20 protein-coding genes and 1 tRNA gene are annotated in these 25,167 nt (G+C 57.1%); 6 read left to right on the plus strand and 15 right to left on the minus strand.

The features are described 5' to 3' along the window. The 3 genes from FVQ81_10600 to FVQ81_10610 all read right to left on the minus strand — a co-directional run. Positions 1–3,326, minus strand: a 3,326-nt coding sequence (locus tag FVQ81_10600) for a hypothetical protein (protein ID MBW7996995.1), incomplete at its 3' end; no start/stop codon positions are given. A gap of 562 nt (positions 3,327–3,888) precedes the next feature. Next, positions 3,889–4,374, minus strand: a complete 486-nt coding sequence (locus tag FVQ81_10605; GenBank protein ID MBW7996996.1) for a DUF4440 domain-containing protein — start codon at positions 4,372–4,374, stop codon at positions 3,889–3,891. Positions 4,375–4,900: 526 nt separating this feature from the next. Further along, positions 4,901–4,976 (minus strand) — tRNA-Phe (locus FVQ81_10610). Positions 4,977–5,282: 306 nt separating this feature from the next. Between FVQ81_10610 and FVQ81_10615 the strand changes: the two genes are divergently transcribed. Further along, complete coding sequence (locus tag FVQ81_10615; GenBank protein MBW7996997.1) at positions 5,283–5,480, plus strand: cold-shock protein; 198 nt, start codon at positions 5,283–5,285, stop codon at positions 5,478–5,480. 18 nt (positions 5,481–5,498) lie between these two features. Then, a complete protein-coding gene (locus FVQ81_10620) occupies positions 5,499–5,918 on the plus strand; it encodes a DMT family transporter (protein ID MBW7996998.1) in 420 nt (139 codons plus the stop codon). Between the two features lie 169 nt (positions 5,919–6,087). Here the strand turns inward: FVQ81_10620 and FVQ81_10625 are convergent, their stop codons facing one another. The 6 genes from FVQ81_10625 to FVQ81_10650 all read right to left on the minus strand — a co-directional run bounded on the left by FVQ81_10625 (position 6,088) and on the right by FVQ81_10650 (position 13,433). Next, positions 6,088–7,479: a Gfo/Idh/MocA family oxidoreductase gene (locus FVQ81_10625; protein ID MBW7996999.1), complete on the minus strand. Its 1,392-nt coding sequence runs from the start codon at positions 7,477–7,479 to the stop codon at positions 6,088–6,090. A 27-nt stretch (positions 7,480–7,506) separates the two neighbouring features. Then, positions 7,507–8,223, minus strand: a complete 717-nt coding sequence (locus FVQ81_10630; GenBank protein ID MBW7997000.1) for a hypothetical protein — start codon at positions 8,221–8,223, stop codon at positions 7,507–7,509. A gap of 57 nt (positions 8,224–8,280) precedes the next feature. Then, the gene (locus tag FVQ81_10635) at positions 8,281–9,423 is read right to left on the minus strand and encodes a dipeptidyl aminopeptidase (GenBank protein MBW7997001.1); all 1,143 of its coding nucleotides are present in this window, start codon (positions 9,421–9,423) and stop codon (positions 8,281–8,283) included. Positions 9,424–9,447: 24 nt separating this feature from the next. Continuing rightward, on the minus strand, positions 9,448–10,599 hold the full coding sequence (locus tag FVQ81_10640) for an aminotransferase class V-fold PLP-dependent enzyme (GenBank protein ID MBW7997002.1): 1,152 nt from the start codon (positions 10,597–10,599) through the stop codon (positions 9,448–9,450). A gap of 188 nt (positions 10,600–10,787) precedes the next feature. Then, positions 10,788–11,357, minus strand: coding sequence for a rubrerythrin family protein (locus FVQ81_10645; protein MBW7997003.1), 570 nt, complete (start codon positions 11,355–11,357; stop codon positions 10,788–10,790). Between the two features lie 291 nt (positions 11,358–11,648). Then, entirely contained in the window at positions 11,649–13,433 is a 1,785-nt protein-coding gene (locus FVQ81_10650; GenBank protein MBW7997004.1) for an N-acetylmuramoyl-L-alanine amidase, read from the minus strand. Positions 13,434–13,657: 224 nt separating this feature from the next. Between FVQ81_10650 and FVQ81_10655 the strand changes: the two genes are divergently transcribed. The 4 genes from FVQ81_10655 to mnmG all read left to right on the plus strand — a co-directional run bounded on the left by FVQ81_10655 (position 13,658) and on the right by mnmG (position 18,668). Then, positions 13,658–14,314: an ATPase gene (locus FVQ81_10655; GenBank protein MBW7997005.1), complete on the plus strand. Its 657-nt coding sequence runs from the start codon at positions 13,658–13,660 to the stop codon at positions 14,312–14,314. Further along, the gene (locus tag FVQ81_10660; GenBank protein MBW7997006.1) at positions 14,304–15,356 is read left to right on the plus strand and encodes a hypothetical protein; all 1,053 of its coding nucleotides are present in this window, start codon (positions 14,304–14,306) and stop codon (positions 15,354–15,356) included. Before FVQ81_10655 ends, FVQ81_10660 begins: the two co-directional genes overlap by 11 nt. Next, positions 15,335–16,714 carry a tRNA uridine-5-carboxymethylaminomethyl(34) synthesis GTPase MnmE gene (gene mnmE / locus FVQ81_10665; GenBank protein MBW7997007.1) on the plus strand — a complete coding sequence of 460 codons (1,380 nt, stop codon included), beginning with the start codon at positions 15,335–15,337 and terminating at the stop codon, positions 16,712–16,714. The genes FVQ81_10660 and mnmE overlap by 22 nt, the downstream gene beginning before the upstream one ends. A gap of 85 nt (positions 16,715–16,799) precedes the next feature. Then, positions 16,800–18,668, plus strand: coding sequence for a tRNA uridine-5-carboxymethylaminomethyl(34) synthesis enzyme MnmG (mnmG, locus tag FVQ81_10670; GenBank protein MBW7997008.1), 1,869 nt, complete (start codon positions 16,800–16,802; stop codon positions 18,666–18,668). A 284-nt stretch (positions 18,669–18,952) separates the two neighbouring features. On the opposite strand, the gene FVQ81_10675 is transcribed toward mnmG, so the two are convergent. The 6 genes from FVQ81_10675 to FVQ81_10700 form a co-directional block, all read right to left on the minus strand. Next, the gene (locus FVQ81_10675; GenBank protein MBW7997009.1) at positions 18,953–19,594 is read right to left on the minus strand and encodes a radical SAM protein; all 642 of its coding nucleotides are present in this window, start codon (positions 19,592–19,594) and stop codon (positions 18,953–18,955) included. Between the two features lie 40 nt (positions 19,595–19,634). After that, positions 19,635–20,648: an AmmeMemoRadiSam system radical SAM enzyme gene (gene amrS / locus FVQ81_10680; GenBank protein ID MBW7997010.1), complete on the minus strand. Its 1,014-nt coding sequence runs from the start codon at positions 20,646–20,648 to the stop codon at positions 19,635–19,637. A gap of 3 nt (positions 20,649–20,651) precedes the next feature. Beyond that, positions 20,652–20,981, minus strand: coding sequence for a hypothetical protein (locus FVQ81_10685; protein ID MBW7997011.1), 330 nt, complete (start codon positions 20,979–20,981; stop codon positions 20,652–20,654). Between the two features lie 2 nt (positions 20,982–20,983). Further along, positions 20,984–21,559 (minus strand): SPOR domain-containing protein, encoded by a 576-nt coding sequence (locus FVQ81_10690; protein ID MBW7997012.1) that lies wholly within the window; start codon positions 21,557–21,559, stop codon positions 20,984–20,986. Between the two features lie 41 nt (positions 21,560–21,600). Next, positions 21,601–24,435, minus strand: a complete 2,835-nt coding sequence (locus FVQ81_10695; protein ID MBW7997013.1) for a hypothetical protein — start codon at positions 24,433–24,435, stop codon at positions 21,601–21,603. A 75-nt stretch (positions 24,436–24,510) separates the two neighbouring features. Beyond that, positions 24,511–25,137 (minus strand): YdcF family protein, encoded by a 627-nt coding sequence (locus FVQ81_10700; GenBank protein MBW7997014.1) that lies wholly within the window; start codon positions 25,135–25,137, stop codon positions 24,511–24,513. Between the last annotated feature and the right edge of the window lie 30 nt (positions 25,138–25,167).

Raw genomic sequence — 25,167 nt, forward strand, 5'->3', positions numbered from 1 at the left:
TTATCACTGGTAATGCTGTCAATTGCCAAAGGCGCATTTCCTGAGTTGGTAATACTGAAGGATGCAGTTGCCTGACTACCGAAAGTCACTTCGCCCATATCTATAGAAATAATCGACAAAGAAATATCAGGGGCATCAACCGGGGTAACTCCCGGCTGAAAATCGGTCATAGAGTGAACGGGAGCTAATTCGCTTGCAATACCCCATTCACTGCCTTGAATTACTCCAATGCCTTTAGCCAGGATCAGGTTTATAACCTCGACCATCTCTCCGTCCTCTTCCTCAAGGAAGATCATACCGATGCAATCCTCAAAAGTACCAGAGGGCACATTCACCGGGCCCGACCGGTTCACGATCACCTGGAGAAATGAAGGATAAATCCCCGGCAGACCAGTAGCATCATCTATCTCATTTCTTGTCCCCACAGTATTCAAGGTATCACCCGGCGTGGTGTTGGCCGTGCCCATAAGAATAGGGGGTTCAAGCTTTGCATAATCGGAAATACCGTCGTGGATAAAGTGAAGGGACGCCAGGAAGAGGCTGTCACCCCTGCTGATAAAGTAATACCTGACATCGGTTATTTGCGGATTAGGGTTAACAGTCCAGACCTTTTCATAAGCAGTGGCATTATCGAGCCAATCCAATTCGACTGTCCGGGTTATCTCAGCCCGGGAGCCGTCATCGTAGGTGAAAACATCGCCGATATTAAAGGGCATGTAGGCAGGAACGTCTATCGGCTCGTCAGGCTGTGGGGTGGTTCCCGGCTGAAAATCGGACAGAGAGTGAACGGGAGCTGATTCGGTTGCAATAAGCAATTCCGCGCCTTGAATTATTCCAATGCCTTTAGCCAGAGTCACGTTCAAAATCTCAGTCTTCTCTTCATCCGAAGGCATTAAAATGACGGTCATAGTAATGCAATCCTCAAAAGTACCATAGGGCACACTCACCGGTCCCGACCGGTTCACGACCACCTGAACGATTGTAGAATCATCCTCCACATTCGGCAAACCAGTATCCTCTTCGACGCCATAATATGTTATCCGCACAGTGGTTAAGGTATCACCCGCTATGGTGTTGGCCGTGCCCATCAGCGCGGGGGGATCAAACCTGGCATAATCGGCAATATTGTCGTGGGTCAAGTGAACGGACGCCCAGAAGAGGCTATCACCCCTGATAATAAAGTAATACCTGACATCAGTCATTTCCGGATTCGGGTTGATCGTCCAGACCTTTTCATAAGCGGTGACATTATCGAGCCAGTCCAATTCGACCGTCCGGGTTATCTCCGCCCGGGAGCCGTCATCGTAGGTGAAAACATCTCCGACATTAAGCGGCATGTAGGCTGGCACGTCTATCGGTTCGTCAGGCTGAGGGGTGGTTCCCGGCTGAAAATCGACCAGAGAGTGAACGGGAGCCAAATCGGTTGCAATACCCGTTTCATCACCATGAATTATTCCAATGCCTTTAGCCAGAATCAGTTTCGAAGTCTCATTCTTCTCTCCGTCATCCACTTCAATGTACGTCAAAGTAATGCAATCCTCAAAGGTGCCATAGGGCACACTCACCGGGTCCGACCAGTTCAAGACAACCTGGGTGGTGAATGCGGTATGGGGTTCACCCGGAATGCTGCCGGCCGTATATGCTACCGACACAGTGGTTAAGGTATCACCAGGCGTGGTGTTGGCCGTGCCCAATAGAGTAGGAGGATCATACCTGAAATAATCCGAAACACCCTCGTAGGTATAATGAATGGACGCCGCGAAGAGGCTATCACCACTTATAATATAGTAATACCTGAGATCAGTTACTTGCGGATTCGGGTTAATCGTCCAGACCTGTTCATAAGCGGTGACATTATCAAGCCAGTCCAATTCGACTGTCCGGGTTATCTCAGCCCGGGCTCCGTCATCGTAGGTGAAAACATCGCCGATATTAAGCGGCATGTAGGCAAAAACATCTATCGGCTCGTCAGGCGGAGGGGTGGTTCCCTGCTGAAAATCGGCCATAGAGTGAACGGGAGCTGATTCGGTTGCAATACCCTCTTCTCTGCCGTAAATGATTCCAATACCTTTAGCCAGAATCACGTTCTTAAGCTCAAGCGTAAGTTCTTCATAAATGAAAGACAAAGTGATGGTCATAGCAATGCAATCCTCAAGGGTGCCATAGGGCACACTCACCGGGCCCGACCGGTCCACGACCACCTGGACGATTGAAGAATCAACCTCCGGCAAACCACTACTCTCTACGACGCCATGCACTATCCCCACAGTGGTTAAGGTATCACCCGGCGTGGTGTTGGCCGTGCCCAGAAGTACAGGGGGATCAAACTTGGCATGATCGGCAACACCGCCGCTGGTCCCGTGAAGGGACGCCAGGAAGAGGCTATCACCACTGATAATGTAGTAACCCCTGGCATCAGTCATTTGCGGATTCGGGTTAACCGTCCAGACCTTTTCATAAGCAGTGACATTATCGAGCCAGTCCAGTTCAACTGTCCGGGTTATCTCAGCCCGGGCGCCGTCATCGTAGGTGAAAACATCACCGATATTAAAGGGCATGTAGGCAGGAACGTCTATCGGTTCGTCAGGCTCAGGAGTGGTTCCCGGCTGATAATCGACCAGTGAGTGAACGGGAGCTGATTCGCTGGCAATACCCACTTCATTGCCTTGAATTATTCCAATGCCTTTTGCCAGAACGAGGTTCATAAACTCTTCCTTCTCTCCGTCATCTAAATGCACCTCAATGAACTTCATAGTAATGCAATCCTCAAAGGTGCCATAGGGCACACTCACCGGACCCGACCGGTTCACGACTACATGTACGATTGCAGGATAAACCCTCGACATACCAGCATCATCAAATGTTATTCCCATAGTGTTTGTAGAAAAGGTATCACCCGGCGTGGTATTGGCCGTGCCCATAAGCATCGGGGGATCATTCTTGAGATAATAAACACTGTCGAAGGCAAAGTGGAGGGACGCCCAGAAGAGGCTGTCACCCCTGCTGATAAAGTTATACCTGACATCAGTCATAGCCGGATTCGGGTTAACAGTCCAGACCTTTTCATAAGCGGTGACATTATCGAGCCAGTCCAGTTCGACTGTCCGGGTTATCTCAGCCCGGGAGCCGTCATCGTAGGTGAAAACATCGCCGACATTAAGCGGCATGTAGGCCGGCACGTCTATCGGCTCGTCAGGCTGAGGGGTGGTTCCCTGCTCGGTCTCCGCCTTGGCTTGGGTAACAGACAACAACAGAGAGGCAGCGATGAGCAGAACGCCTCCAGCCAGGAAAACCCGCGAAAGTTTGGTGAACCTTGTTGCGGCCATCGGGAATCTCTTGGAAGAGTATTTGTAGAAAAAGATTTAACTCGAGTGTGCCTAACAGTCTGCGCATAAGCGGCCGGTCATAACCCGGTCTGACTTCATGCGCTTGTTTTGATTGCGTCCGAGGTCAGGTCGATATGTGGTAAGCCTGGTCGGTGTGCCGTACTGCCGGTCTGGGAACACATCTGCTAAACAACATTAAGACTTTGCGAGAACAATGTCAAATTAGAAATCGCCCCTCCTAGAGAATCAGAGCAGTACTGCGCCCTACTCAATGATCAAGCCTTAGCCATGGATCGATATGGCCAAAGCCGAGATCGCTCGGTACTGCGCGGATATGAGGTTGATTGCGGATGGTTAGGCGGGGAGGGTCAGGCTAAGCAGCAGATTTAGCTCAATCCTCTAACTATTGTAAACAAAGTTCAATAAAATGGCGGGGTGTAGTTGACTACTATAAAACTTTTCTGCGGGATATGCCACAGGAATTGATTGAACTGATTCAGGCGGTGGCGGTTTGAACGCCCCACCGAAGACCGGATTCATTTCCGGAGGGGCAGGTCACAGGTCAGTCCACCGGTGGCAGGCTGGAATTGGTACACACGTATGCGAATCGCCAGGAACCATCTGGCTGCTTTCTTAAAATACACAGCGTCTTTCCAGCATCGGTTATCGGCTCTGCAACACCCTCAATAGTATAAGCTTCGGTATAAATACCACGAGCATAAGCTAGGTCTCCATAACCGTCGATTTCAAGGAATTCCAGCTTGTGTTCGGTTACCGTTATACCGATTGACTCTATCCAGTTTTTAAAAGTAGTGCGTCCTCTGATCTCAGGCATGGCCGGCATCATTATACAAACATCTTCTGTAAACATTTCGTTGTAAGCGTCCCAGTTTCCAGCCAGAGATACCTGGTCATATGCCGGCCCCAGTGCTTTGATCTTTGCTACGTCTTCGGCTGAAATAGGGCTGATTTCCCGAACCGGTTGCTGGCAAGTTGTACCAAAGATCACGGTCGCAAACAATACCATGCATCCGCTACGAATCGACAATTGTACCTCCTTGAACAAGAATTTGTGAAAGAGGAATTCACTCAAGTATTACCAACGGCTTGCGAATTAGTAAAAGAGCTATGCTCGGCCTGATTCCATGCGCTGTTTTGATTGCGTCCAAGATCAGCAGAGAGTGGTAAGCCAGGGCGATTCACCAGACTCCGCATCTGGGCGTGCTTGTACCAGTCAACAATAGTCTTTGTGGACAATTTTGTCAAATTAAAGCTTCTCTTTCACTACTTACCCTATTTGAATCAACGTTGATTCAAATAGGGCGGGGCCGACGAGACTTGAAATTTGGTCGCTAACAGGTGAGTGGTGCCGAAGGTAAAACAACTCTATACGAACCCGGCACAAATAAAAAAAACGCAAACCATTGAGGCTTGTGCTCTTATATTCATTAAGTGTCGAGAGGGGGGGTCTGCATGAGAGAAGACGGGGAAATAACTCAAATCGGGCACCCTATGGGCACCCTGACAAAATCAAAAAGCCTTAACCATTTACAGGTCAAGGCTTTATTTATCAGTGGTGCCGAGGGACGGATTTGAACCGCCGACACGGGGATTTTCAGTCCCCTGCTCTACCGACTGAGCTACCTCGGCACTCTTTTTGTCTTTGCTGGATTTTTTGCCGTTGGGAGCACCAGAATATACCCTCCCGATACTGTTTGTCAATAGGATTGTTTGACAACCGTTTGCAATTTTCCGCACTGCGTATCCACCTCAAACCGTTTCCATCCCTGTAACTGATTCGATTCTTTGAATTGCTTCGACAGTTAATACTGGATAGAAAAGTAGAATTAGTCTTGACTAACAAAAATGACCGCTTAATATAGATAATGATTAACTAATCGTCCATCCTAGCCGTTCGCCGCTGGAGCAAACGATCAAGATTCGATGGAGGTACAGATGCGTGGGCGAGTCAAGTGGTATAACGACGTGAAAGGCTACGGGTTTATCCAGCAGGTTGACGGGGAAGACGTGTTCGTGCATTACTCAGTGATCGAAGTGGATGGATTCCGGGCCTTGATGGAGGATCAGGAAGTGGATTACGAGTACAGTGAAGGACCAAAGGGGTTGCAGGCCACCAGGGTCGTTCCGGTCTGACTCATAACCACAAATTTTATGATCTTGAAAAACAGCCCGGCAGATTTTACTCGCTGCCGGGCTCCTTTTTTATTCGTCCGCGCTTTCCCGAACATGGCTTGTCCGGTCATCTGGGGCGAACCCTCGCGCCTGCTCGACACAGGTGGGCCGATGATGGCTCTCGTACTGGTCTCCGGGATTATCGCCGTGGCGGGCGCGAACAGTAATTACTACGCATCGATCAAACGAATCGGGTTGGCTCGCAGCGCCAACCTGGCGCTGATCCAACCGTTCGCAGCGACCGTAGCCAGTTTCCATGTCTTCGGTGAAATCCTGGCAATCCTGCAGTGGGTTTTCGGATTCGTGCTGCTGGCCGGGTGCGCCCTGACAATCAGTATTCGCGAACATCAACAGAAATTAACCGGAATTCCCGCTGCAAAAAAGCCCCCTGCCGCTTGAACCCGCTGACCATCTGGCTTTGCGGGCAGGCTAACAGGGGGCTGACATTGATCTTGTTGCCTGCTAACCGATTAACCGAATCATCTCAAATTAGCCTGTCTTACTTAAAGAACTTTCTGCAAGGTTGTGGAAACAGTTGTGGATAACTCCGCCGGACTGGTTCCAATCTTCATCCCCGCCTCGATTTCGGCGGACTATCCACGAGCTCTTCGCGCTCCCTGTCCCAGTAAATCTTCCCGCCCTCGCGGTAGGCGCGGGTAGCCATCACCACCGCCACCGAGTGGGCGAACCCTGTCTCGATACTGCTGTTGGGCTTCTTGCGGCTGCGGATACACTCGAGCCAGTTGTCCGTGTGCAGGCTGAGGTCGTCGTCCGGGTTGATCGGCGGGAGCTCGCCCTCGCGGCCCTCGACACTCACCAATTCGGCTTCCGGCTCTCCCTCCGAACTGCGGTCGAACACCACGTTGCTGCCCCAGGCGCTTCTCATTTCGGGCTTGAAATACCAGCGCGGGCTGCCCTCGCCGCCGGGCGAGTAGAGCGTTCCCTCGGTCCCGCGGATAACGGTGTGGTCGCCGTGGTAGTTACCGTAGGAGGAACTGTAGCTGTAAAGCACTTCCTTGCTCTGGAATGTGCTCAGGCACTGGAACGTGTCCGGGTTCTCGCGTACGTCGTGCCAGGCGAATATGCCGCCGTTGGCAACCGTGTCGTCGGGGATGAGCGTGTCGAGGAAAAAATGGGCCAGACACGAGCCGTGGCTGTACCACTGGTCGGTGATCCCGCCGGAGAAATCCTTGAAAATCCGGAACTCGAAATAGACCCTGGGGTCGAACGGCCGCCAGGGCCGTCCCAGCAGCCAGCGCTCCCAGTCGGTGTCCTCCTCGCGGATCGCCGCGATATCCCGATCCTTGGGGACATACCAGCGGGGGCCGTTGTAGTTCCAGCTCTGCTCGATCTTGGTGATTTTGCCCAGCCGGCCGCTGCGGATTATCTCGCGCACTTTCTGCTGGTACGGACAGCTCAGCCACTGGCTGCCCATCTGGGCAACCTGTCCGGTCTCCAGCACGGCGTCGCGGGCCAGCTTGGCGTCGGCCAGCGTGTTGGCCAGCGGTTTTTCGCAGTAGACATCCTTGCCGGCACGGACCACCTCGGCCATCACGCGCGCGTGCTGGTGGTCGCCGGTCGCGACCATCACCGCGTCCAGATCGCGCTCGGCAAGCAGGTCCTCTGAGTATTTGTAGGTTTTCGGACGGTTGCCGAACAGCCCGGCCGCGTCATCGGCAGCCCTGTTCAGATTGCCGCTCCAGATGTCGCAGAGACTGACCAGCTCGAGATTGGGGTCCTGCTTCATGCTGGCCTTGAGCATCCGCCGCAGGCCCGCCGAGCGGTCGCTGCAGCCGATCTGGCCGATCCGGATCCGGTCGTTGGCGCCGACAACCCGGCTGTAGCTGGCGGCTGTCCCGGCCAGCGCCATCGTCCCGGCCGCCGCACCGGCGGCCCGGCCCAGGAAAGAGCGGCGGGAGATTTTCTTGACGGCTCTTTTTTCCTTTTCAGTTGTTTTCATCGACAGGTATCCTCCTGAAAAATTATCTTAAATATCTCTATTATTAATAATCTCTTTAAGCTCCTCAATTGTTAATAAATTACTTCTAAATCGATGGATCATCATATGACAATTACTACATAAAACTGTCATATCATTCTTAGGATCTACTTTAATTTTACCTTCATAAGAGCTTATAGGTCTGTGATGATGAACCTCAATAAAGCTTTCACCTCTTTTGCCATATACTTTTTCAAAATTAAATCCGCAAACAGTGCATTCTAATCCATGAAAATTAATGGTTTGTGTCCGCAACTTTGAATTTCTTTCAAAATATCTTATCATTCTTAAAGATTGCTTCCCTTCAAGCCCGCCGGTAGGCCCTAATACAGGCTTCTTTTCTTCTGCCTCCATGCTTTTCAAATCTTCCTGAATAATCGAAAATAAAGTTGATTTTGTAACATCCTCCTCCAAAAGTGTTCTAAAAACTTCAAAATCATGGTCACTTAGTTTGAATTTCCGCCGTAGTTTATCTAACAATTCTCCTGATTTATACCATCGTTCAAATGTATCAACTTTTCCTGCAAAATGGCGTGCGCGTGCAAGTTGATCATTTATCGTTTGATAAGTTACGCTGAAGTATCTAGCTGTTTTATACACTGACTCCAATCTTGTACTTCCATTCTTCATATAAAATATGACTGCGTAAATTTGTCGTAGGCCTTTCCTAGACCTGCTTTGAAACCAAAGGGATTTGAAGTCCATTGGAATCACCCTATGTCTTTTAGTTATTTTATCAAGGTAAACTTAATAAAAGTTGTTTCACCAGTCCCGCCCCAGCCATCTGTCCAGCCACTGGTAGGCCCGTTCGCGGATTTCCGGCGGGAAATCGTGGTCTCCGTCGGTGTAGACAGTCTCGAACCTGTCCGCCGCGCCCAGGATTTCATAGAGCCGCGCCACCTGCTTGAGCGGCTCGGCGACAGCCCAGAAATCCGGGAAAATATGGTCCTGACGAGCCGAGTAGTTGAACAGCGCGCGGGGCGCGCAGAGCGCGGCCACCTCGTGGAGGTCGCACGGGACAACGCCGCTGCGAAGGTGGTCGCGCAGCCGGTCGTTGAAATGGACGAACCAGGTGTCGCGGGCAAACCGGAACGGTTTTGCCGAGGTGGCCAGGGAGACAAAGCCGCACGAGCTTACCGCTGCGTCCACCCGCGGGTCGAACGCCTGGTGGAAGAACGCGTTGTAACCGCCCAGGCTGTGGCCGATCACTCCCAGCCGCGAGGTGTCCGCCTCGGGCACAGTGCCCAGGAAATCGACCGAGCGGATATGGTCGGAGAGCATCTTGCCCATCGCCGACCACTCCGGATAAGTCCTGTCGAACGGGCCGGTGTCAAACGGCTCGCCTCCCTCGTAAACCCTCTCGCCAGCGGAGATAACGTCCGGGGCGAACACCACGTAGCCCCTGCGGGCCAGTTCCTCGCCGTAATAGCGGTTGTCGCGCGCCCGCTCGATCCCGACCGTTACTTTCGCGCCCGGAGTGATCGTCGAGTGCATCGCCAGGATAACCGGACGGGGGCCGGCGGCACTTGCGCCGGGAGGAATCAGCAGCCAGCCGTTGATCCGGTCGCCGGTGCCGCTGTTGAACGTTACCTCCCGCTGGAGAAAACCCTCACGTTGCTGCTCGCCGATAACTCTTACCTCCAGCGGCCCGCTTACCGGCGGAGCGTCGCCCAGCAGTTCCCGCGCGCGACGGACTATCGATTCGCGCTTGGAGGCCCAGGCGTCCGGGTCATCGATCCGGGTGCGGACTACCGGTCCGCCGTTAATCTGGTTGGCGGGGAGATAGTCAGTCAGAATATCGGTCAGTGGAACGGGCCAGGCCCCGCTAAGGGTGTCGGTCCGGCTCTGAGCGAACGAATCCGCAGAGGCTGCCAGCAGCAATATCAGAGTAAGTAGGACTCGCATTTTACTTTCCCGCCGGATAATAAATCAGTCGAGCGCGGCCAGCAGCCGCTCGATATCATCTTCGTTATTATAATAGTGGGGACTGACCCTGATCGAGGCGCAGGGAAACCCCAGGCCGAATTTTTTGCCTCGCAAGCGACGCAGCAACTCCTTGGCGTCCTCGTTGCGGGGACGGAAACAGGTGATCCCGCTGCGCGCACCGGATGACTGCGGGCTGAGCACCTCGAAGCCTCTCTCCACCAGCCCCCCGACCAGCAGCGAGCCGAGACCCAGCACGTGAGCCTCGATATTTTCCGGTCCCAGCTCGAGCATGGTCTCCACGCTTTTACCCAGGGTGTGGATCCCGGCGATATTCAGCGTCCCGCCCTCGAACCGCCCGGCGTCTGGGGCCAGCGGTTTGTCGAATGGAGCGGGGTCGGCGCTGCCGGTGAGAAATGTCAGCGGATCATCCAGGCTCAGCCATGACGCACCCACCGGGTCGAGCAGTTCCAGCTTGTCCCGGTTGAGATAGCAGAAGCCCACGCCCTCGCCGGCGATCATCCACTTGTGCCCGCCCACGCTGACCAGATCGGCCTGCCAGTCCCTGACCCGGGTGACCAGCGAGCCCACTCCCTGGACCCCATCGACCGCGAAAAACAACCCGCGTTTGCGGCAAAGCTCGCCGAGGGCGATCATGTCGTTACGGGTGCCGGTGTGGAACTCGACAAACGAGACCACCAGCATCCGGGTCCGGGAGTCCATGGCGGCGATAAGATCATCGAGGCTGAACGTGTTGTCCGGCCGCGGCTCGACAATCCGCAGTTCAACCCCGAGGCCGCCGAGCAGATTGAGCGGGACAGTCACCGCCGGGAACTCGCCGCGCAGGCTGAGCGCGTTGTCTCCCTCGCGCCACGGGAACCCGCGGACGGCGAACGTGAGTCCTTCCGAGGTATTCTTGCTGAAAAAAATCTCGCCATGCCCACAGCCCATCAGCCCGGCGACCAGCTTGCGGATTTCGGCTATCCGCCTGTGCCACTGGCCCTCGAGTTCTCCGCCGACGGCCGAGTAGCCGTCGAAAATCTTTTTCGCCTCCTCGGTGATGAACGGCGGCACCGGGGCCACCGCGGCGTTGTTGAGGTACACGCGATTGGCGGTTATCGGGAATTTTTCCCGTATCTGGGCGAATTTATCGGGCAAGCCTGTTGCTCTCCATCAAATTTATTTGCACTCATTATCGCTTTGCAGGGACACAGAAATATTAGGCGTGGCGTGAAACGAACGCAAATAAAACGAGATTGCCTGCCCGGAGACTTTGTCAGTAAAAAAAGCCCCGGTCCGCAGAATAAGCGGGCCGGGGCTTTGCATTTAATAGCAGAGCCTGCCGATTAATAGTTGACGACATGCAGCTCGAAAAAGGCCTGCGGGTTGTCGCAGGTCGGGCAGCGCAGGGGAGCCTGGCCGGCCTCGTAAACAGCGCCGCACTCCAGGCACTTCCAGAACACCTTGCCGTCGCGCTTGAAAACGATCCCCTTCTCGACATTGTCCAGCAGCTTGAGGTAGCGCTCCTCGTGCTTGACTTCCACGCCGGCCACTTGCCGGTACTGCTTGGCCACCTCCGGGTAGCCCTCCTGCTCGGCTATTTCGGCCATGCCGGGGTAGATCACCGTGTGCTCCTCGTTCTCGCCGGCCGCGGCGGACTTGAGGTTCTCGGCCGTGGTGCCGATATCGCTCGGGTAACCCGCGGTGATCTCGGCCATGCCTCCCGGCAGGAAGTTGAAATAGCGGCGCGCGTGCCACATCTCGTTGTGGGCCGTTTCGCGGAACAGGTTCGCGACCTGGACCATACCTTCCTTCTCGGCGATAACGGCGTACATGTCGTAGCGGTTGCGAGCCTGCGATTCACCGGCGAATGCGGCCAGCAGGTTGTGCTCGGTTTTAGATCCCTTCTCGACCATCAGGACTTCCCCCCGGTTTAAATACAACTGCGTTGCAGGACACTCCAAACGTCTTGATTTCTCAATCAGCTTCAGACCGGGCCGGCACCAGTTCCCGAACAAACGAAAAAACCGGTGAAACCAGCCGTTCTTAGCATTTAACGCGACGGCCCGCTAAATGTTAACAATTTGTCAACAATTGAGCAATTTATTTATTTTCAACTATTTAGATTATAAGTATCAAGCTCATTTGCAGATAGCAAATGTTGCGGAACGGGAGGTAAATGATGGGAATGGCGGAGCACCCGGCGCTCAATCAAACGACGATTGAATCGACTCGCGGTCCGGGAATCCCGGTGAGGGACTGGTCCAGATACGGCCGTCGAGCCTCCATCCTGCCCGGCGGGCGGTGGCCACCAGATCCGGGTCGATCTCGACCTTGTACCAGAAGTCGGTGCTGTCCGCCCGGCGGCTGGAGATTTCGTTGAGGTTGGGCAGCACCAGCCCGCGCAGGACGTCGGGGTCGAGCACGGGTGCGATACCGATCGCCCTGCGCTCACTGGCGGTAAGCCCGTCGGCCTTGCGTCCGCGGAGCAGCATATTGCCCGGTCCGCGCCGGGTGGCCACCTTGCGATGATCCAGCACGCGTTCGTCGGGGATGATGTAGATCGAGCGGATCACCTGCTGGAGCTTGCGCGCTGTTTCGAGCTGGGCGGCGGTAATCACGCTGGTGAACCCGGCCTCGATCTCGATACCGATCGAGACGTCACTGACCCGGTTCTGTCCGTTCCAGAAACAGCGGTAGTCGGCCGGGCTGCCCGAGTGGTCGCGGGGGTTCTTGTCCGGGTCAACCACCAGGAAACAGTTACCCGACTCGTCGATATAAAAGTTAGTCACCGCCATGCGGTAGATATAGTTGAGACTGAACTGGCTGCGTTTTTTCTCGCGCAGGGCCTCTTCCACTTCCGGCTCGATCCCCGTCCGGTGCCAGATAATCATATCCGGGTATGCCGCGCTGCCGTCACCGAACTGGCGCTTGAGCGGAGGAAGGTATTTCTGCCGGCGGCGGTAATATGTCTTGCGGCGGGTGACATGGTGGCTGAGACTGATTTCCAGGCCATTGTCGTACACCAGCTTATTCTTGGTTTTTTTCTTCAGCCCGACAACCGGCTTGGAAAGCACGTAACGGTTGTTCAGCAGATAAGATGGTATATAATATAACTTACCGGGCCACAGCGGCTGGTTCATGTTATAGTGGCGAATCTGCTGGGCGAGATAGCGGGCGTGACGCTCCGGGTCGTCGTGGAAAGTATAGGTCGACGGCCACTCGGAGGCCGGAGCCACATAGCGCCCGGCCAGGTCGGCGTACGTTTCGCCGGGGGCGGCTGTATGTTTGATATCGCGCTCGCCGAGCGGGTAAATCCGCTCGCGGGCAACGTAGCTCTCGGGCGACGAGTTCAGGCTGGAGTGCCTGTCGGCCAGGGAGTTATAGTGCTCCTCGGTCAAATACAGCGGCACGTGGATTACAGCGGAGCGGTAGCTGAAAACCTCGCCGGCGCGGCGGTAGATGTCGCGGATATCGCTGCTGATCGTGCGTACCATGCTCTCGCGCAGCCGCTTATCACCGCTCCACTCCGGCATGCAAAACTGCCGGACAACGTTGCTCAGGCTCTGGCCTCGTCCCGTCTTGATTTTCAGGAACGGCTCATCGCCGTGGAACTTCACGGTATCCTGAACAGTGCTGCTCCTGGGCCGGGCCGGCTGACGGCGGCGGATCGGGCTGTCGCCCTCGGACTCGAACGGGATGTAAATCGTCACTCCGCGCGGAATACGTTTGGCGCTGGTGATTCTGGCGAAAGCGGGGTTGCGTTCGCGGTTGAATTCGAAGATGTAGCGCCACTGGGTAGGGTCGACGCCGTTGTCGATCAGGGTGTTCCACAGGCTGCCGCCCATCCGGACCGTAACATATTGCTCTGCCCCGGCTTCCCGGCTGTCGGTGTCCGCAGCCCGGAGTAAACCGGTGCAGAAATAAGACACCAGCAGACAGAAACCGATCAGTGCGGGCTTTATCACGCTTTTGCGGAAACTTGTTATCATCGCCGTCCTATCCGGGAAATCCGTGAATGACTGGTATTTGAGGCCATTTTCAGCGCAAAGATAACATCTAAGGCTCGCTACCGCAAAAAAATGCTGCAACAATCAGGCCTCAATGTATAATTAAGGTGAGGAAAAAATTTACAAACAGGTCCGGATTATATAAATTGTTTCCCTCTCGTTATTTCGCTCGTTCACTCATTGCGCGGCAACTGCGGAGGCTGGCAATGGCGATCCTGGCGGACTTCGGCACGTCCTGGACCAAGATCATTGACACCGGCAGCGGTCAGAGGAAAATATCCCGGACCAAGGACCTGGTGGATTTCACCGCCGAGCTGGCGACCGGACATAATACCCGCAAGCGGGCGGAAAGGAGTGTCAACGAGTTGATTGCTCTGGGCGATGGGTCATTGCAACTCGTTGATGACAAACAGTTTACGGTGCTCGATGTCGGCTCCCGGGATGTAAAATACGTCTGTTTCGCCGACGGCCGGATCAGCGAGATGAACTGGTCGGCCAAGTGCGGAGCGATGACCGGCTTTACCCTGGAACTGATCCTCGATTATTTCGAGGTGGACCCGGCAGCAGTGGAAACCGGGGACAGCGTGATGGGGATCACCTGCGGGGTGCTGGGCATGGAGCAGCTGTTCGAACAGATCGCCGGGGGCGGGTCGGCGGAACGGGCGGTGGCGAATTTCACCCGCGGCCTGGCGGTCAACGCATACCGCTTCATCGGGCAGCCGAAGCGGTTCTACCTCTCGGGCGGGATGTGCGACAACCCGTTGTTCATGCGCTCGTTCCCCGAGGGGGTCGAGGTGCTGCCTCTGGGCAGGTTCGTTCTGGTGGAGGGACTCAGGAAGGAGTTAGCCAGCCATGAGTCATGAGAAGATCAGGGCGGTGGCGATGCTTTCCGGCGGGCTCGACAGCTCGCTGGCGGTCAAAATCGTCGCCGACCAGGGAATAGATGTTATCGGGGTCAACTACAACACGGGCTTCTGCCTCACCGACCACCGGCGCAAGATGGTGGGGCTGGGCGCGGAAATCGACCCGAAATCCGTGCGCAACGAGGCTCTGAGGGCCGGGGCCCAGTGGCGGATCCCGGTGGAAATTATCGACATTTCGAAAGAATACATGCGGATCCTGACCAACCCGCGCTACGGCTACGGCAAAAACGTCAACCCCTGTATCGACTGCCGGATTTTCATGCAGCAGAAGACGCTGGAGTTCATGGACACTGTCGGGGCCAGGTTCATTATCACCGGCGAGGTGGTGGGGCAGAGGCCGATGAGCCAGATGCGCCAGTCCCTGCTGTTGATCGAGATGCGCAGCGGGGCCAAGGGCAAGGTTCTGCGGCCGCTCTCGGCCAAACTGCTGGAGCCGACTCTGGCCGAGATCGAGGGCTGGGTGGACCGCGAGAAGCTTTACGATTTCAAGGGACGCAGCCGTAAGCCGCAGATGGAACTGGCGAAAAAGATCGGCCTGGCCGACTACCCTCAGCCCGCCGGCGGCTGCTGCTTCCTGACCGATCCCAACTACGCGCGGCGGATGCAGGACCTGTTCGACCACCAGGAAAAGAAAACCCTGACAACCGAGCAGGTGTTGCTGCTCAAGGTCGGCCGCCATTTCCGGATCGCCGACCGTTCGAAAGCGATCGTGGGCCGCAACGAGGCCGAGAACCTGTTGCTCCAAAGCCAGGCCAGGGACAGCCTGCGGCTGAACTGCGCCGATGTCGTCGGTCCGCTCACCCTGCTCGAGGGAGAGCACGGAGACCGTCCGGTCGATACCGCGGCCAGGCTGACCGCCCGTTACGGCGACGGCAGGGACCGCGAGAGCGTGCAGGTCATTGTCCAGACCCCCGGGGGCGCCGAGCGCAAGATCACTGTCAAGCCAATGGACGAACAGGTATGCGCCAGGATGAGGATCTGACAGGGCGGGGAACTTGCATGGACGAAACTATTGTGGCGCTTTCCACCGCCTGCGGGCTTGGCGCTGTCGCGGTTGTCAGGCTCAGCGGTCCTGATTCCTGGGCTGTAGCCCGCGGGATGGTCGCCGAGAGAAAAAAATTCGACAGCCTGGCCGAACGCGGGATGGCGCTGTTCGACCTGGTCAACCGCGACGGGGAACGGATCGACCGGGCGCTGGCGGTAAAATTCGCCGGGCCGCGCAGCTACACGGGCGAGGATATTGTGGAGTTTCACTGCCACGGCGGCCTGGCGGTCAGCTCGGCGGTGATCGACACGGCCCGCCGCGGGGGAGCACGCAACGCCACGGCCGGCGAGTTCACCCGGCGGGCGTTCCTCAACGGCCGTCTGGACCTGGTCCAGGCCGAGGCTGTGGACAACCTGATCCACGCCCGCACGGAAGATGGACGCAGGGCCGCGCTGGCCGGGCTTGACAGCGACCTGGGCGGCCGCGTGGAGCGGATGCGCGCCTCCCTGCTCGATATTCGTTCCGAACTCGAATACAGGATTGATTTCCCGGACGAAGCCGGCCGGGAACACTCTCCCGAACGAATCGATATTTTTATCAGCAAGACAATCTCCAGCCTGGACAGCCTGCTGGCGGGAGCCGAGCGCGCCCTGATTGTCTCGCGCGGGGCGGTTACTGTTATCGCCGGGGCGCCCAATGTCGGCAAAAGCTCACTGTTCAACCGTCTGCTCGACGAGGAGCGCTCGATAGTAACCGGCTCGCCCGGCACCACCCGCGACGCGGTTGAGCGGGAAACTGTCCTGGACGGGCGGCTGATAAGGCTGGTGGACACCGCCGGACTCAGAGATGGCGGCGAAGAGGCCGAGAAAATCGGGGTGGAGTACGGCAGGAAGTATATTGCCGGCAGCGATGTGGTGGTCTTTGTCCACGAGGCCGGTGCTGATTTCGCGCGGGCCGAAAAGTCATTTCTGGCCGAGCACGGGGACAAAAAACTGGTGCGGGTGCTCAATAAAATCGATCTCCAGCCGGACGGGGCATCTCCGCCCGACGGCTATCTCCCGGTCTCCGCTAAAACCGGCGAGGGCCTAGACCGGCTTAAACAGGCGATTGCAGGCGCTGTTGAAAATACCGGCAGCGGGCCGGGTGATTCAGGATCGATGGTAACGAGCCTTCGGCAGAAAAAGCTGCTGGAGGAAGCGCGCGAGCTGCTCGAGGCTATCGAGACGGCAAACCCGCCTGAGCTGATCGCCGCGGATATCGGCGAGGTTTGCGACCGCCTGGGTGAGATCACCGGGCGGATCGCCGGCGAGGACGTGCTGGATTCGATATTCTCCAGGTTCTGTATCGGCAAGTAGGCGGAGCGACGTTTCACGTGAAACATTCCACGTTCCCCCTCATTTCACGTTTCCACCTCATCTAACTTGTTTCACGTGAAACAACATGAGCGAAAACAGCTTCGACATTGTCGTAATCGGGGCGGGCCACGCCGGAGTCGAGGCGGCGCGGGCGGCTTCGGCCGCCGGAGCCAGGGTGCTCCTGATCACCAGCCGGCCGGATGCGATGGGCCAGATGTCGTGCAACCCGGCAATCGGCGGAGTGGCCAAGGGCCAGCTCGTGCGGGAAATCGATGCGCTCGGCGGGCTGATGGCCCGGGCCACCGACAGGGCCTCGATCCAGTTCCGCATGCTCAATACCAGCAAGGGACCCGCCGTGCGCTCCCCGCGCTCCCAGAGCGACCGCCGGCTGTATCTCGAGGCGGTCTCCGGGCTGGTCAGCCAGTTACCAGGCGTAACGGTTGCCGGGGCCACGGCCACCTCAATCGCGACCTCCGGCAACCGGGTAGCCGGCGTTCTCACCGACAGGGCCGGCTCATTCGACAGCAAGGCTGTCGTGCTGGCGGCCGGGACATTTCTCAACGGGACGATCAGGGTGGGGGACCGCGAACTCCCGGCTGGCCGGGCCGGTGACGCTTCCTCGATCGACCTGGCGCAAAACCTGAAAGAGCTGGGCCTCAGCCCTTTACGGTTCAAGACCGGCACCCCGCCCCGTATCGACCGCAAAAGAGTGAATCTGGAGGTCCTGGCCGAACAGCCCGGCGACGACCCCTCCTACCGCTTTTCCTTCTTCCACGACTGCGATACACTGCCCCAGGTAAGCTGCTGGCACGCGCGGACCTCTCCCCGTACACGCTCGCTGGTGATGGATAACCTCAAGCGCTCGAGCATGTACGGCGGCTGGATGGAGGGCACCGGCCCGCGCTACTGCCCCTCGATCGAGGACAAGTTTGTCAAATTCCCCGACCGCGACGCTCATCACCTGTTCCTGGAACCCGAGGGGCTGGACACCGACGAGATGTATCTCAACGGACTTTCCAACAGCCTCCCGCTGGAGATACAGCAGCAACTGGTCAACAGTATCGAGGGGCTGGAGCTGGCCGGGATTATCCGCCCGGGCTACGCAATCGAGTACGACTGCTACGACCCCACGGAGCTCGATCTTTCACTGCAAAGCCGTAAGGTGGCCGGTCTGTTTCTGGCCGGGCAGGTCAACGGGACCAGCGGGTACGAGGAAGCCGCGGGGCAGGGCCTCGCCGCCGGACTCAATGCCGCCCTGTTCATCCGCGGTGAGCAGCCGGTGATATTCGACCGGGCGCAGAGTTACCTCGGAGTGCTGATCGATGATATCGTCACCTGCGGAGTGGACGAGCCCTACCGGCTGTTCAGCTCCCGCGCCGAATTCCGCTTGAGCCTGCGCCAGGACAACGCCGACCTCCGTCTCTCCCCGCTGGCCTATCGTCTCGGATTGATCACCGGCGAACAATACGAATCGGTGCTTGGCAAGCAGCGCCGCGCCGAGGAGCTGATCGAGCTATGCAGGGCAACGAGAGTGGGTCCGGAAAAAATCAATCCCCTGCTGCGCGAGGCCGGCAGCGCGGAGACAGGCGAAGCGCTGAGCGTGGAGAAAATCCTGCGGCGTCCCGAGATTGAGATCGGCGGGCTCTTTGCTCATCTCGACGGAGAGTTCGGCGGCCACCCCGCGGAGGTGCTGGCCCAGGTGGAAATGGAAATCAAGTACGCCGGATACATGGCGCGCGAACGCACCCGTCACGAACAAGCCGCCAGACTGGACCGGGTGAAAATTCCCGCCAGCCTCGACTACTCATCAATCCAGTCGCTTTCCACCGAGAGCCGTCAGCGGATTGCCGCCCGCCGGCCCGCCACGCTCGGACAAGCTTCGAGAATCCCCGGTATCCGTCCGGGAGATATCACTTCGCTGATGGTGGCACTGAGCAGGAAAAAATCAAAATAAGGCCCTCTGAGCCGCAGGCCCGCTTGAAAGTACCCCCCCTCACGGGCAAACACGATCGCCCCTTTACGAAGCGTATCCAGAGCCAGCCAGATGCCGCCTGGGAGGCGTTCGGGACGGGACGAGTCAACACCACAGCTAAAGCGGCGCTCCACCCAGCGATCTCTGCAAGCGCCGAGAGAGGCAAAACCGAATGGAGATGTGCCGGTGTTAGTTATGCGTATAACAGGCGGCAGAAGAAAGCGACGCTACGTATCTTATTGTATACCATGCGTTTATGCAGTTTTTTACCGGCCTCGCGGCTCGTCTGGCCAGATTTGCTTGTGGAGTTGAAGCTGAAGCCGCGCCGGCGGACGGTCCTCGACCATCCAGCCGGCCAGCTCGGCCGGGTCGAGACGGCCGGCCACCGGTGAAAAGATTATCCCGCACATTCTATCGAGTTTCACCTTGGCGATTATCGACAGGGACCAGTCGTAATCCTCGCGGCCGGTCAGCACGAACTTGATCTCGTCATGCTGCTGGAGCAGGTCCAGATTGCCCCAGTGGAATTTTTTTTTCGCTTTTGCTCCGGGAGGTTTAATATCAACCACTTTTTTCACCCGCTGGTCCAGCCTATCCATTAGCCGGGTCCCGCTGGTTTCGACCTGGACGGCGAATCCCTCCTCCAGCAGCGCCCGGCACAACTGGGGCAATTCCTCCTGCAGCATTGGCTCCCCGCCGGTCAGGATCACCCGGCCGGCTCCGTTTGCCCGGCAGATGGAAACCACCTGTTCGAGTTCGACAGGAGTGGACTCGCCGGTGCGTGCGTATTCGGTATCGCACCATTCGCAGTCGACATCGCAGCCGGCGAAACGGATGAAAGTCGTGACCAGCCCCTGCCAGCTCGATTCACCGCTCAGGGAAACGAATGTCTCACAGATCTGCAGCATAGCTTTCGTCTCTGATGGTTGTTCGCTGCGAAGCCGTAACTCAGAACACGCCCGCGATCACAGAATTGCAGTTAGCGCAATGATTAGCGTCCACCAGGTTTCCGGCCGCCACGCTGTATCCCCGGCGCTCGATAACCGTCTGTCCGCATGACGGGCAGAACGTGCTTTCCGATTCATCGCCGGGAAGGTTACCCGCGTAGACATAGCGCAAACCAGCCTCACGCCCCGCATCCAAAGCACGGCGGATGCTGTCGTGGGGGGTGATGTCGCGGGCGGTGTAGCTGCTGTGCGGGAAAAAGCGGCTGACGTGCCAGGGGATATCCCTGTCGAGCGAGGCGATGAACTCCGCAATCTGTCCCAGTTCACCACCGCTGTCGTTCATCTCCGGCACCACCAGGGTGGTCACCTCGGTCCAGACACCGGCCGAATGAAGGGTGCGGATAGTTTCCAGTACGGGTTCCAGCCGTCCTTTCAGCACCTTGCGGTAGGTGTCGGGGTTGAACGCCTTGAGATCGATATTTGCCGCATCGATCAGCCCGCACAATTCCGCCAGCGGTTCGGTCTCGATAAAACCGTTGGAGACGATCGCCGAGCGTATCCCCCTGGCGCGGGCGGCGGCGGCCAGGTCGGCCATGTACTCGAAAAAGATTGTCGGCTCGGTATATGTGAAGCAGAGGCTGTGGCAGCCGGAGGCTACCGCCTCATCGGCAACGCGCTCCACCGGAGCGTCGTAGCCCGGCGGTGATTCGATACCCGTGCGCATGACCAGGCTGATTTCGTGGTTCTGGCAGAAGGGGCAGGACAGGTTGCAGCCGACAGTTGAGACGGAATATGCGAGGGAGCCGGGCAGGAAATGAAACAGCGGTTTTTTCTCGATAGGGTCCACGTGGCTGGCCGCCAGACGGCCATAGACCAAGCTGTACAGCTTCCCGTCACGGTTTTCCCGGACTCGGCAGACCCCTCGCTCACCGGGCGCAATCCGGCAGCGGTGAGGGCAGAGCCCGCACTCCACGCCGCCCCCGTCGAGAGCCTGATAGTAGCCTGCTTCCCGCATGGCTCAACTCGACTTCTTTGCAGCCATCCGCTTGGCGGTGTCGAACCCGTAAGCCTGTTTCATCCGCTTGGCGTCAAGGAAATTCTTCTTCTCCTCGAGGCGGCGGATCACCTTGGCGACGTTGGCCAGGATCACCATCTCCCTTTTCTTCCAGACCTCCGGGAAAGCGCGAAAATCGAGTTCATCGCGCATTTTCTTGAATTTCTGTCCTCCGTCGGCCAGGTCACAGATCGCATCGCAGCTAGATTTATAGAAACAGGATTCGCCTTCCTGGAGATACTTGAACACCGGACACGACTCGTCCAGATGCACGAATTGTCCCTTGATCTGCATAGCTACTCCTCGCGTTGGATCTGGTTGGGCGGGATCCGCGTCTGCACGATCCACGTATTTTTATACCCGTATGAAACAGCCCGGTCCCGCTCCCGTCCGGCGGAGACGAGGTTGTCGAACGCGCCGATTCTCAGCACGTACTTTCCCTCGAGTTCCTCCAGATAAGCGGCTGTCCCGAACTCTCTCTCGACTCGTCCGACAATTCCGGCCAATTCATCCTTGTCTGTTGATGACGCCAACTGCACGCGCCAGCCCCAGACAGCTTCCGGGCTGAGAATCTCCGCCGATGACGGCCCCCGTCGCAGGGGAGGCTGTGCCGGCAGCAGCGCCTCAGCGGCTCCGGCGGGAGTTTTAGCCAGGAACAGCGTGTCCACGGGCAGGGCTGAATTCCAGAGCGAATCCAGCCGCCCCGAACTCTGCATCACCGGGGCGGCAGCCGGTGTCCGCGACGGTCTCATGCGGTCCAAAACACCGCAACCGCCGGTTGCGACCACGGCCGCCAGCACAGTCCAGAGCATTATCCGGCCGGCGATTTTCAGCTTTACTCCCGGCAATCTTAGTTTGCAATTCATCATCATTTAAAATATAACAGGCTGTCAACAAGGAAGAAAGCACCTTATCACCCTTCGTTTTCCTCCATCGAGAACGTTTCTTCCTCGTCAGGATCAGGCAAGTGGTCGACAAGCCACATCCTCTGCTTGGGATCGGGCATTGCGAACGGTACTTTAATCGGCATGCGCCCCTCGAGGCTATATCCGTTGGCCTCCAGCAACTCCTGTTTTTCCGGAGTGTACCAGGTAACCATCACGCGCTCGTCGGGCAGGACAAACGCCATTACTCCGCGGTAAGTCCCGATCCGGCCCACGTTCTCCGGGTCGGAGAAACCGGTGTCGGCGGTGCGGTCGGATAAAGTCTCGGGTACCGGCTGAAGGCCGTGCTTTTCCATGCTCTCCTGAATCTTCTGATCTTGCTCGCCCTTTTCCTTGTTCTCGGCCTCCTGCCGGCAGCGCTCCAACTCTCCTTCGGGAAGCATCTCGATCAATCGCTCGTGCTCCTCTTCCGACGGGTTGCTGAACGGCAGGTCGGTGACCCCCTCCTGCAGATGGAAGCCTGCGGTGGCCAGCATGGTCGCTTTCTCCGTCGTATGAGGAGTAACATAGTAGTTGCGGGTCGCATCGATAAAAAGGAGCATCTCGCGACGCTGGAAATAGGCGCCTATTCGCTGCGCGCTTACTTTCTCCACCAGCCCGCTGCGCTCGATCAGCTCAGGATCCAGCTCTTTCAGTCCCTTTTGTTTTGCAATGTCCGCCGCCAGGTGGTCCTCGCGCTCGCCCTGATCCTGAGATAATTCCTGACGGCTGCGCTCCAGCTCCCCGTCAGGCAGGTTTTCCTCCAGCCATAGACGGTCCTCCTCCAGATCGGTGCCGTGCGGGATCACAAACCGGCTGGTCGTGTACTTGTAGTTGGCCTCTTTCAGGATTTCCAGCGTGCTGACGGTACAGGGGGTCACCCAGATAATCCCATCGGGGCCGACTATGCCCGTGAGATCGTTTTCGATGAAATAGTTACCGATCTGCTCTTCGTTCTTCACGCCCGAAGATGCGCAGCGGGCCTTGATTTCCTCGGGAAGCTTCTCAGCAATGCCGAGTTTTTCCAGTTTCTTTTTCAGGCTGTCGGACATTTCCTCCTGTTCATGTTCCGCCAGTTCCTCCCGGCAGAGGTCAAACTCGCCGTCGGGCAGGTTGGTTTCCAGCCAGGCCCGGTCTTCATCGGTCCCCGATCCATACGGCACCCGCACCATCTGCTCCGGCTGCCTGTAGCCTGCCTCGCGGAGGGCCTGTTCCTTCCAGGGGACGGTCGGGGTAACATAGAACCAGCCGTCCTCCCGCACGAAACAGGTCATCCCGATCCGTGAGCAATAAATCCCGATCAGTTCGATATTCTGCTCGTCCGTAACCGTCGAGCGGTCGATAAGCTTGTCCGGCAGCTTGCTCAGCTTGATCTTCTCTAGAATTTTTTTCCGCCGTTTGGCTTCAAGCCGCTGCTGTTCCTCGATACGCTCCAGACGGCATTCCTCAATTTCCTCGCTCGAGAGGTGACGGCGGATGGCGTCCAGGTCCTGCTTTGTCCCGTCGGAATAGGGCACGTTGAAACCGGCGGCGGCCTGGCGGTAGTTGGCCTCTTTGAGCATTGTCTCTTTTTTTCTTGTGGATGGGGTTACGTAGACCACGCCCAAGGGAACCACGAACCCCAGGATGTCGTTGCGGATAAAGTATTCGCCGATATAGCTGGGCTGTTTGGCGTCGGTTTGGATACAGCGGTCGGTCAGGTCGGCGGGCAGGTCCTGCAGGCCCAGCTTACGCTGGATTTTCTCCGCCTGCTCGAATTGCTTGCGCTGCAATTCGCTGCGGGTGCTGCGCTGGGCCTCTTCCCAATACTCGGGTGCGATATTTTTCTGCAGCCATGCCACGTCCTGGGGGGTCTTGAGAGAGTGCGGCACGCGGATAGAGCTGCCCATGAACTGGTAGCCGTGTTCTTTGAGCGTTTCCAGCTTTTCGCGGGTTGCCGGCGTAACATAGGTTACGCCCTCCGGATCGGTAAAGCCGAGCAGCCCGGCGTGCGACCCGCACATGCCCGTGTTGTCCGGATAGCTCTCCTCACAAGCTGCGCTGGCCTCCAGCAACTCGGCCGGAAGGTCTTTCAAGCCGAGTTTCTCGATTTTTTTCCTGGCCCTTGCGAGATTCTCCTTTGCCCGCCACTCAGTGATCTCGGCCTGGCTGCGCTCCCATTCCTCCAGGGGAATATTGGCCGCCAGCCATTTCGTGTTTTGCGGATCGTCGAGCGAGTACGGCACCTTGATCATCGACTCGACCCACTGGTAACCGTGCTGTTCCAGCAGTTCCTGTTTCTGTTCCGAGAACGGCGTGACCCAGGTAAAGGCGTCTTCGTCCGTAAAGGCCAGGATTCCACGGTAGGCGGCGCAAAGGCCCGTATAGAGATAAAATTGCTGCCCGGTTCTCCCGCAGCGGGCGAGGAAGTCCTGGGGGAGGTCTTTTACGCCCCGCAGATTTACTTCGATAATCGCCGAATAAACCCTGCCCTCCAGCTTGGGCATCTTGTTTTCTTCGAGCGAACGGTGGATTTCCTGGCGGGGCATTTCCTTTTTCAGCATCCACTTGCTTTTTACCGAACCGTCCGAATACGGGACTTCTATCTGGGTACTGGGATTGCTGAAACCGCACTCCACGAGCAGGTCGATCTTGAGGCGCGTGCCGGGCGTTAAATACACCTGGCCGTCGTGGTCGACAAAAGCGAGAATCCCACCCTTGAAACCGTACTTCAGAGCCTGGTCGGACCGGACTTCATCAAGACGGAAACTGCGCTTGAGCAATCCGGCCGGAGCCTGCCGCAGCTGCGTCTCGGCTTGTATTTTTCCGGTTGCCTCTTCAGCCATCGGCCGTAACCCGCCTCATTAATAAAAGTTGATCCAGAGAGTATCGAGTTCCTGCAATCCAGACGGCTTGAAAACTCATCTGAAATATTTAAAACAGTAGAAACCTATTTTCAAATACTCGTTATAGACTTTGATAAACTCCCGCTCACGGGTCCACCAGCGGTTGAGATCCACTTTGTCTTCTTCCAGCGGGATGCTGCAATAGCTGATCCTGATGCCGGCGTCGTCCAGGACCCGGTCATAGGTCATTTTAACTCTTCGCATGTGCAATGGAGAACTGACAACGATAACCGAATCGAAATCGTGCCGGCGGAGAGTATTCAGAGTGGCGTGGGCGTCTTGCCAGGTCGAGGTCACGTCGCGGTTGATCAGGATCGAAGCGGGCGAGAGCCCGTAGGCCGCCGCATCGGCCAGGATACTCTCCACCGGGTCGATTGCCTCGCCGAAATAGTAGGTGGTGTCGCTGACGTTGAAAATCAGGCACTCGGCGTAGCCCTGACGGTAAAGCTTGATGGCGTAGCGCCGTCGATTGTTCTGTCCGCTCACGGCCACGATCGCGCGGCTGGCCACGAGCTGATCGTCCACCACCAGCCAGCGGCCCATGGCATCCAGCCACCAGGCGTGACTCAACAAGATAAACCCCGCGAGCGCAAGCTGGAATCCCAGCACGACGAGGCAGCAGACAACCAGCCGGCGGATCATTTAATATTACTCCCGGTTGTAAGATACAGC

This window comes from Candidatus Glassbacteria bacterium, assembly GCA_019456185.1.
GTDB lineage: Bacteria > Gemmatimonadota > Glassbacteria > GWA2-58-10 > GWA2-58-10 > JAJRTS01.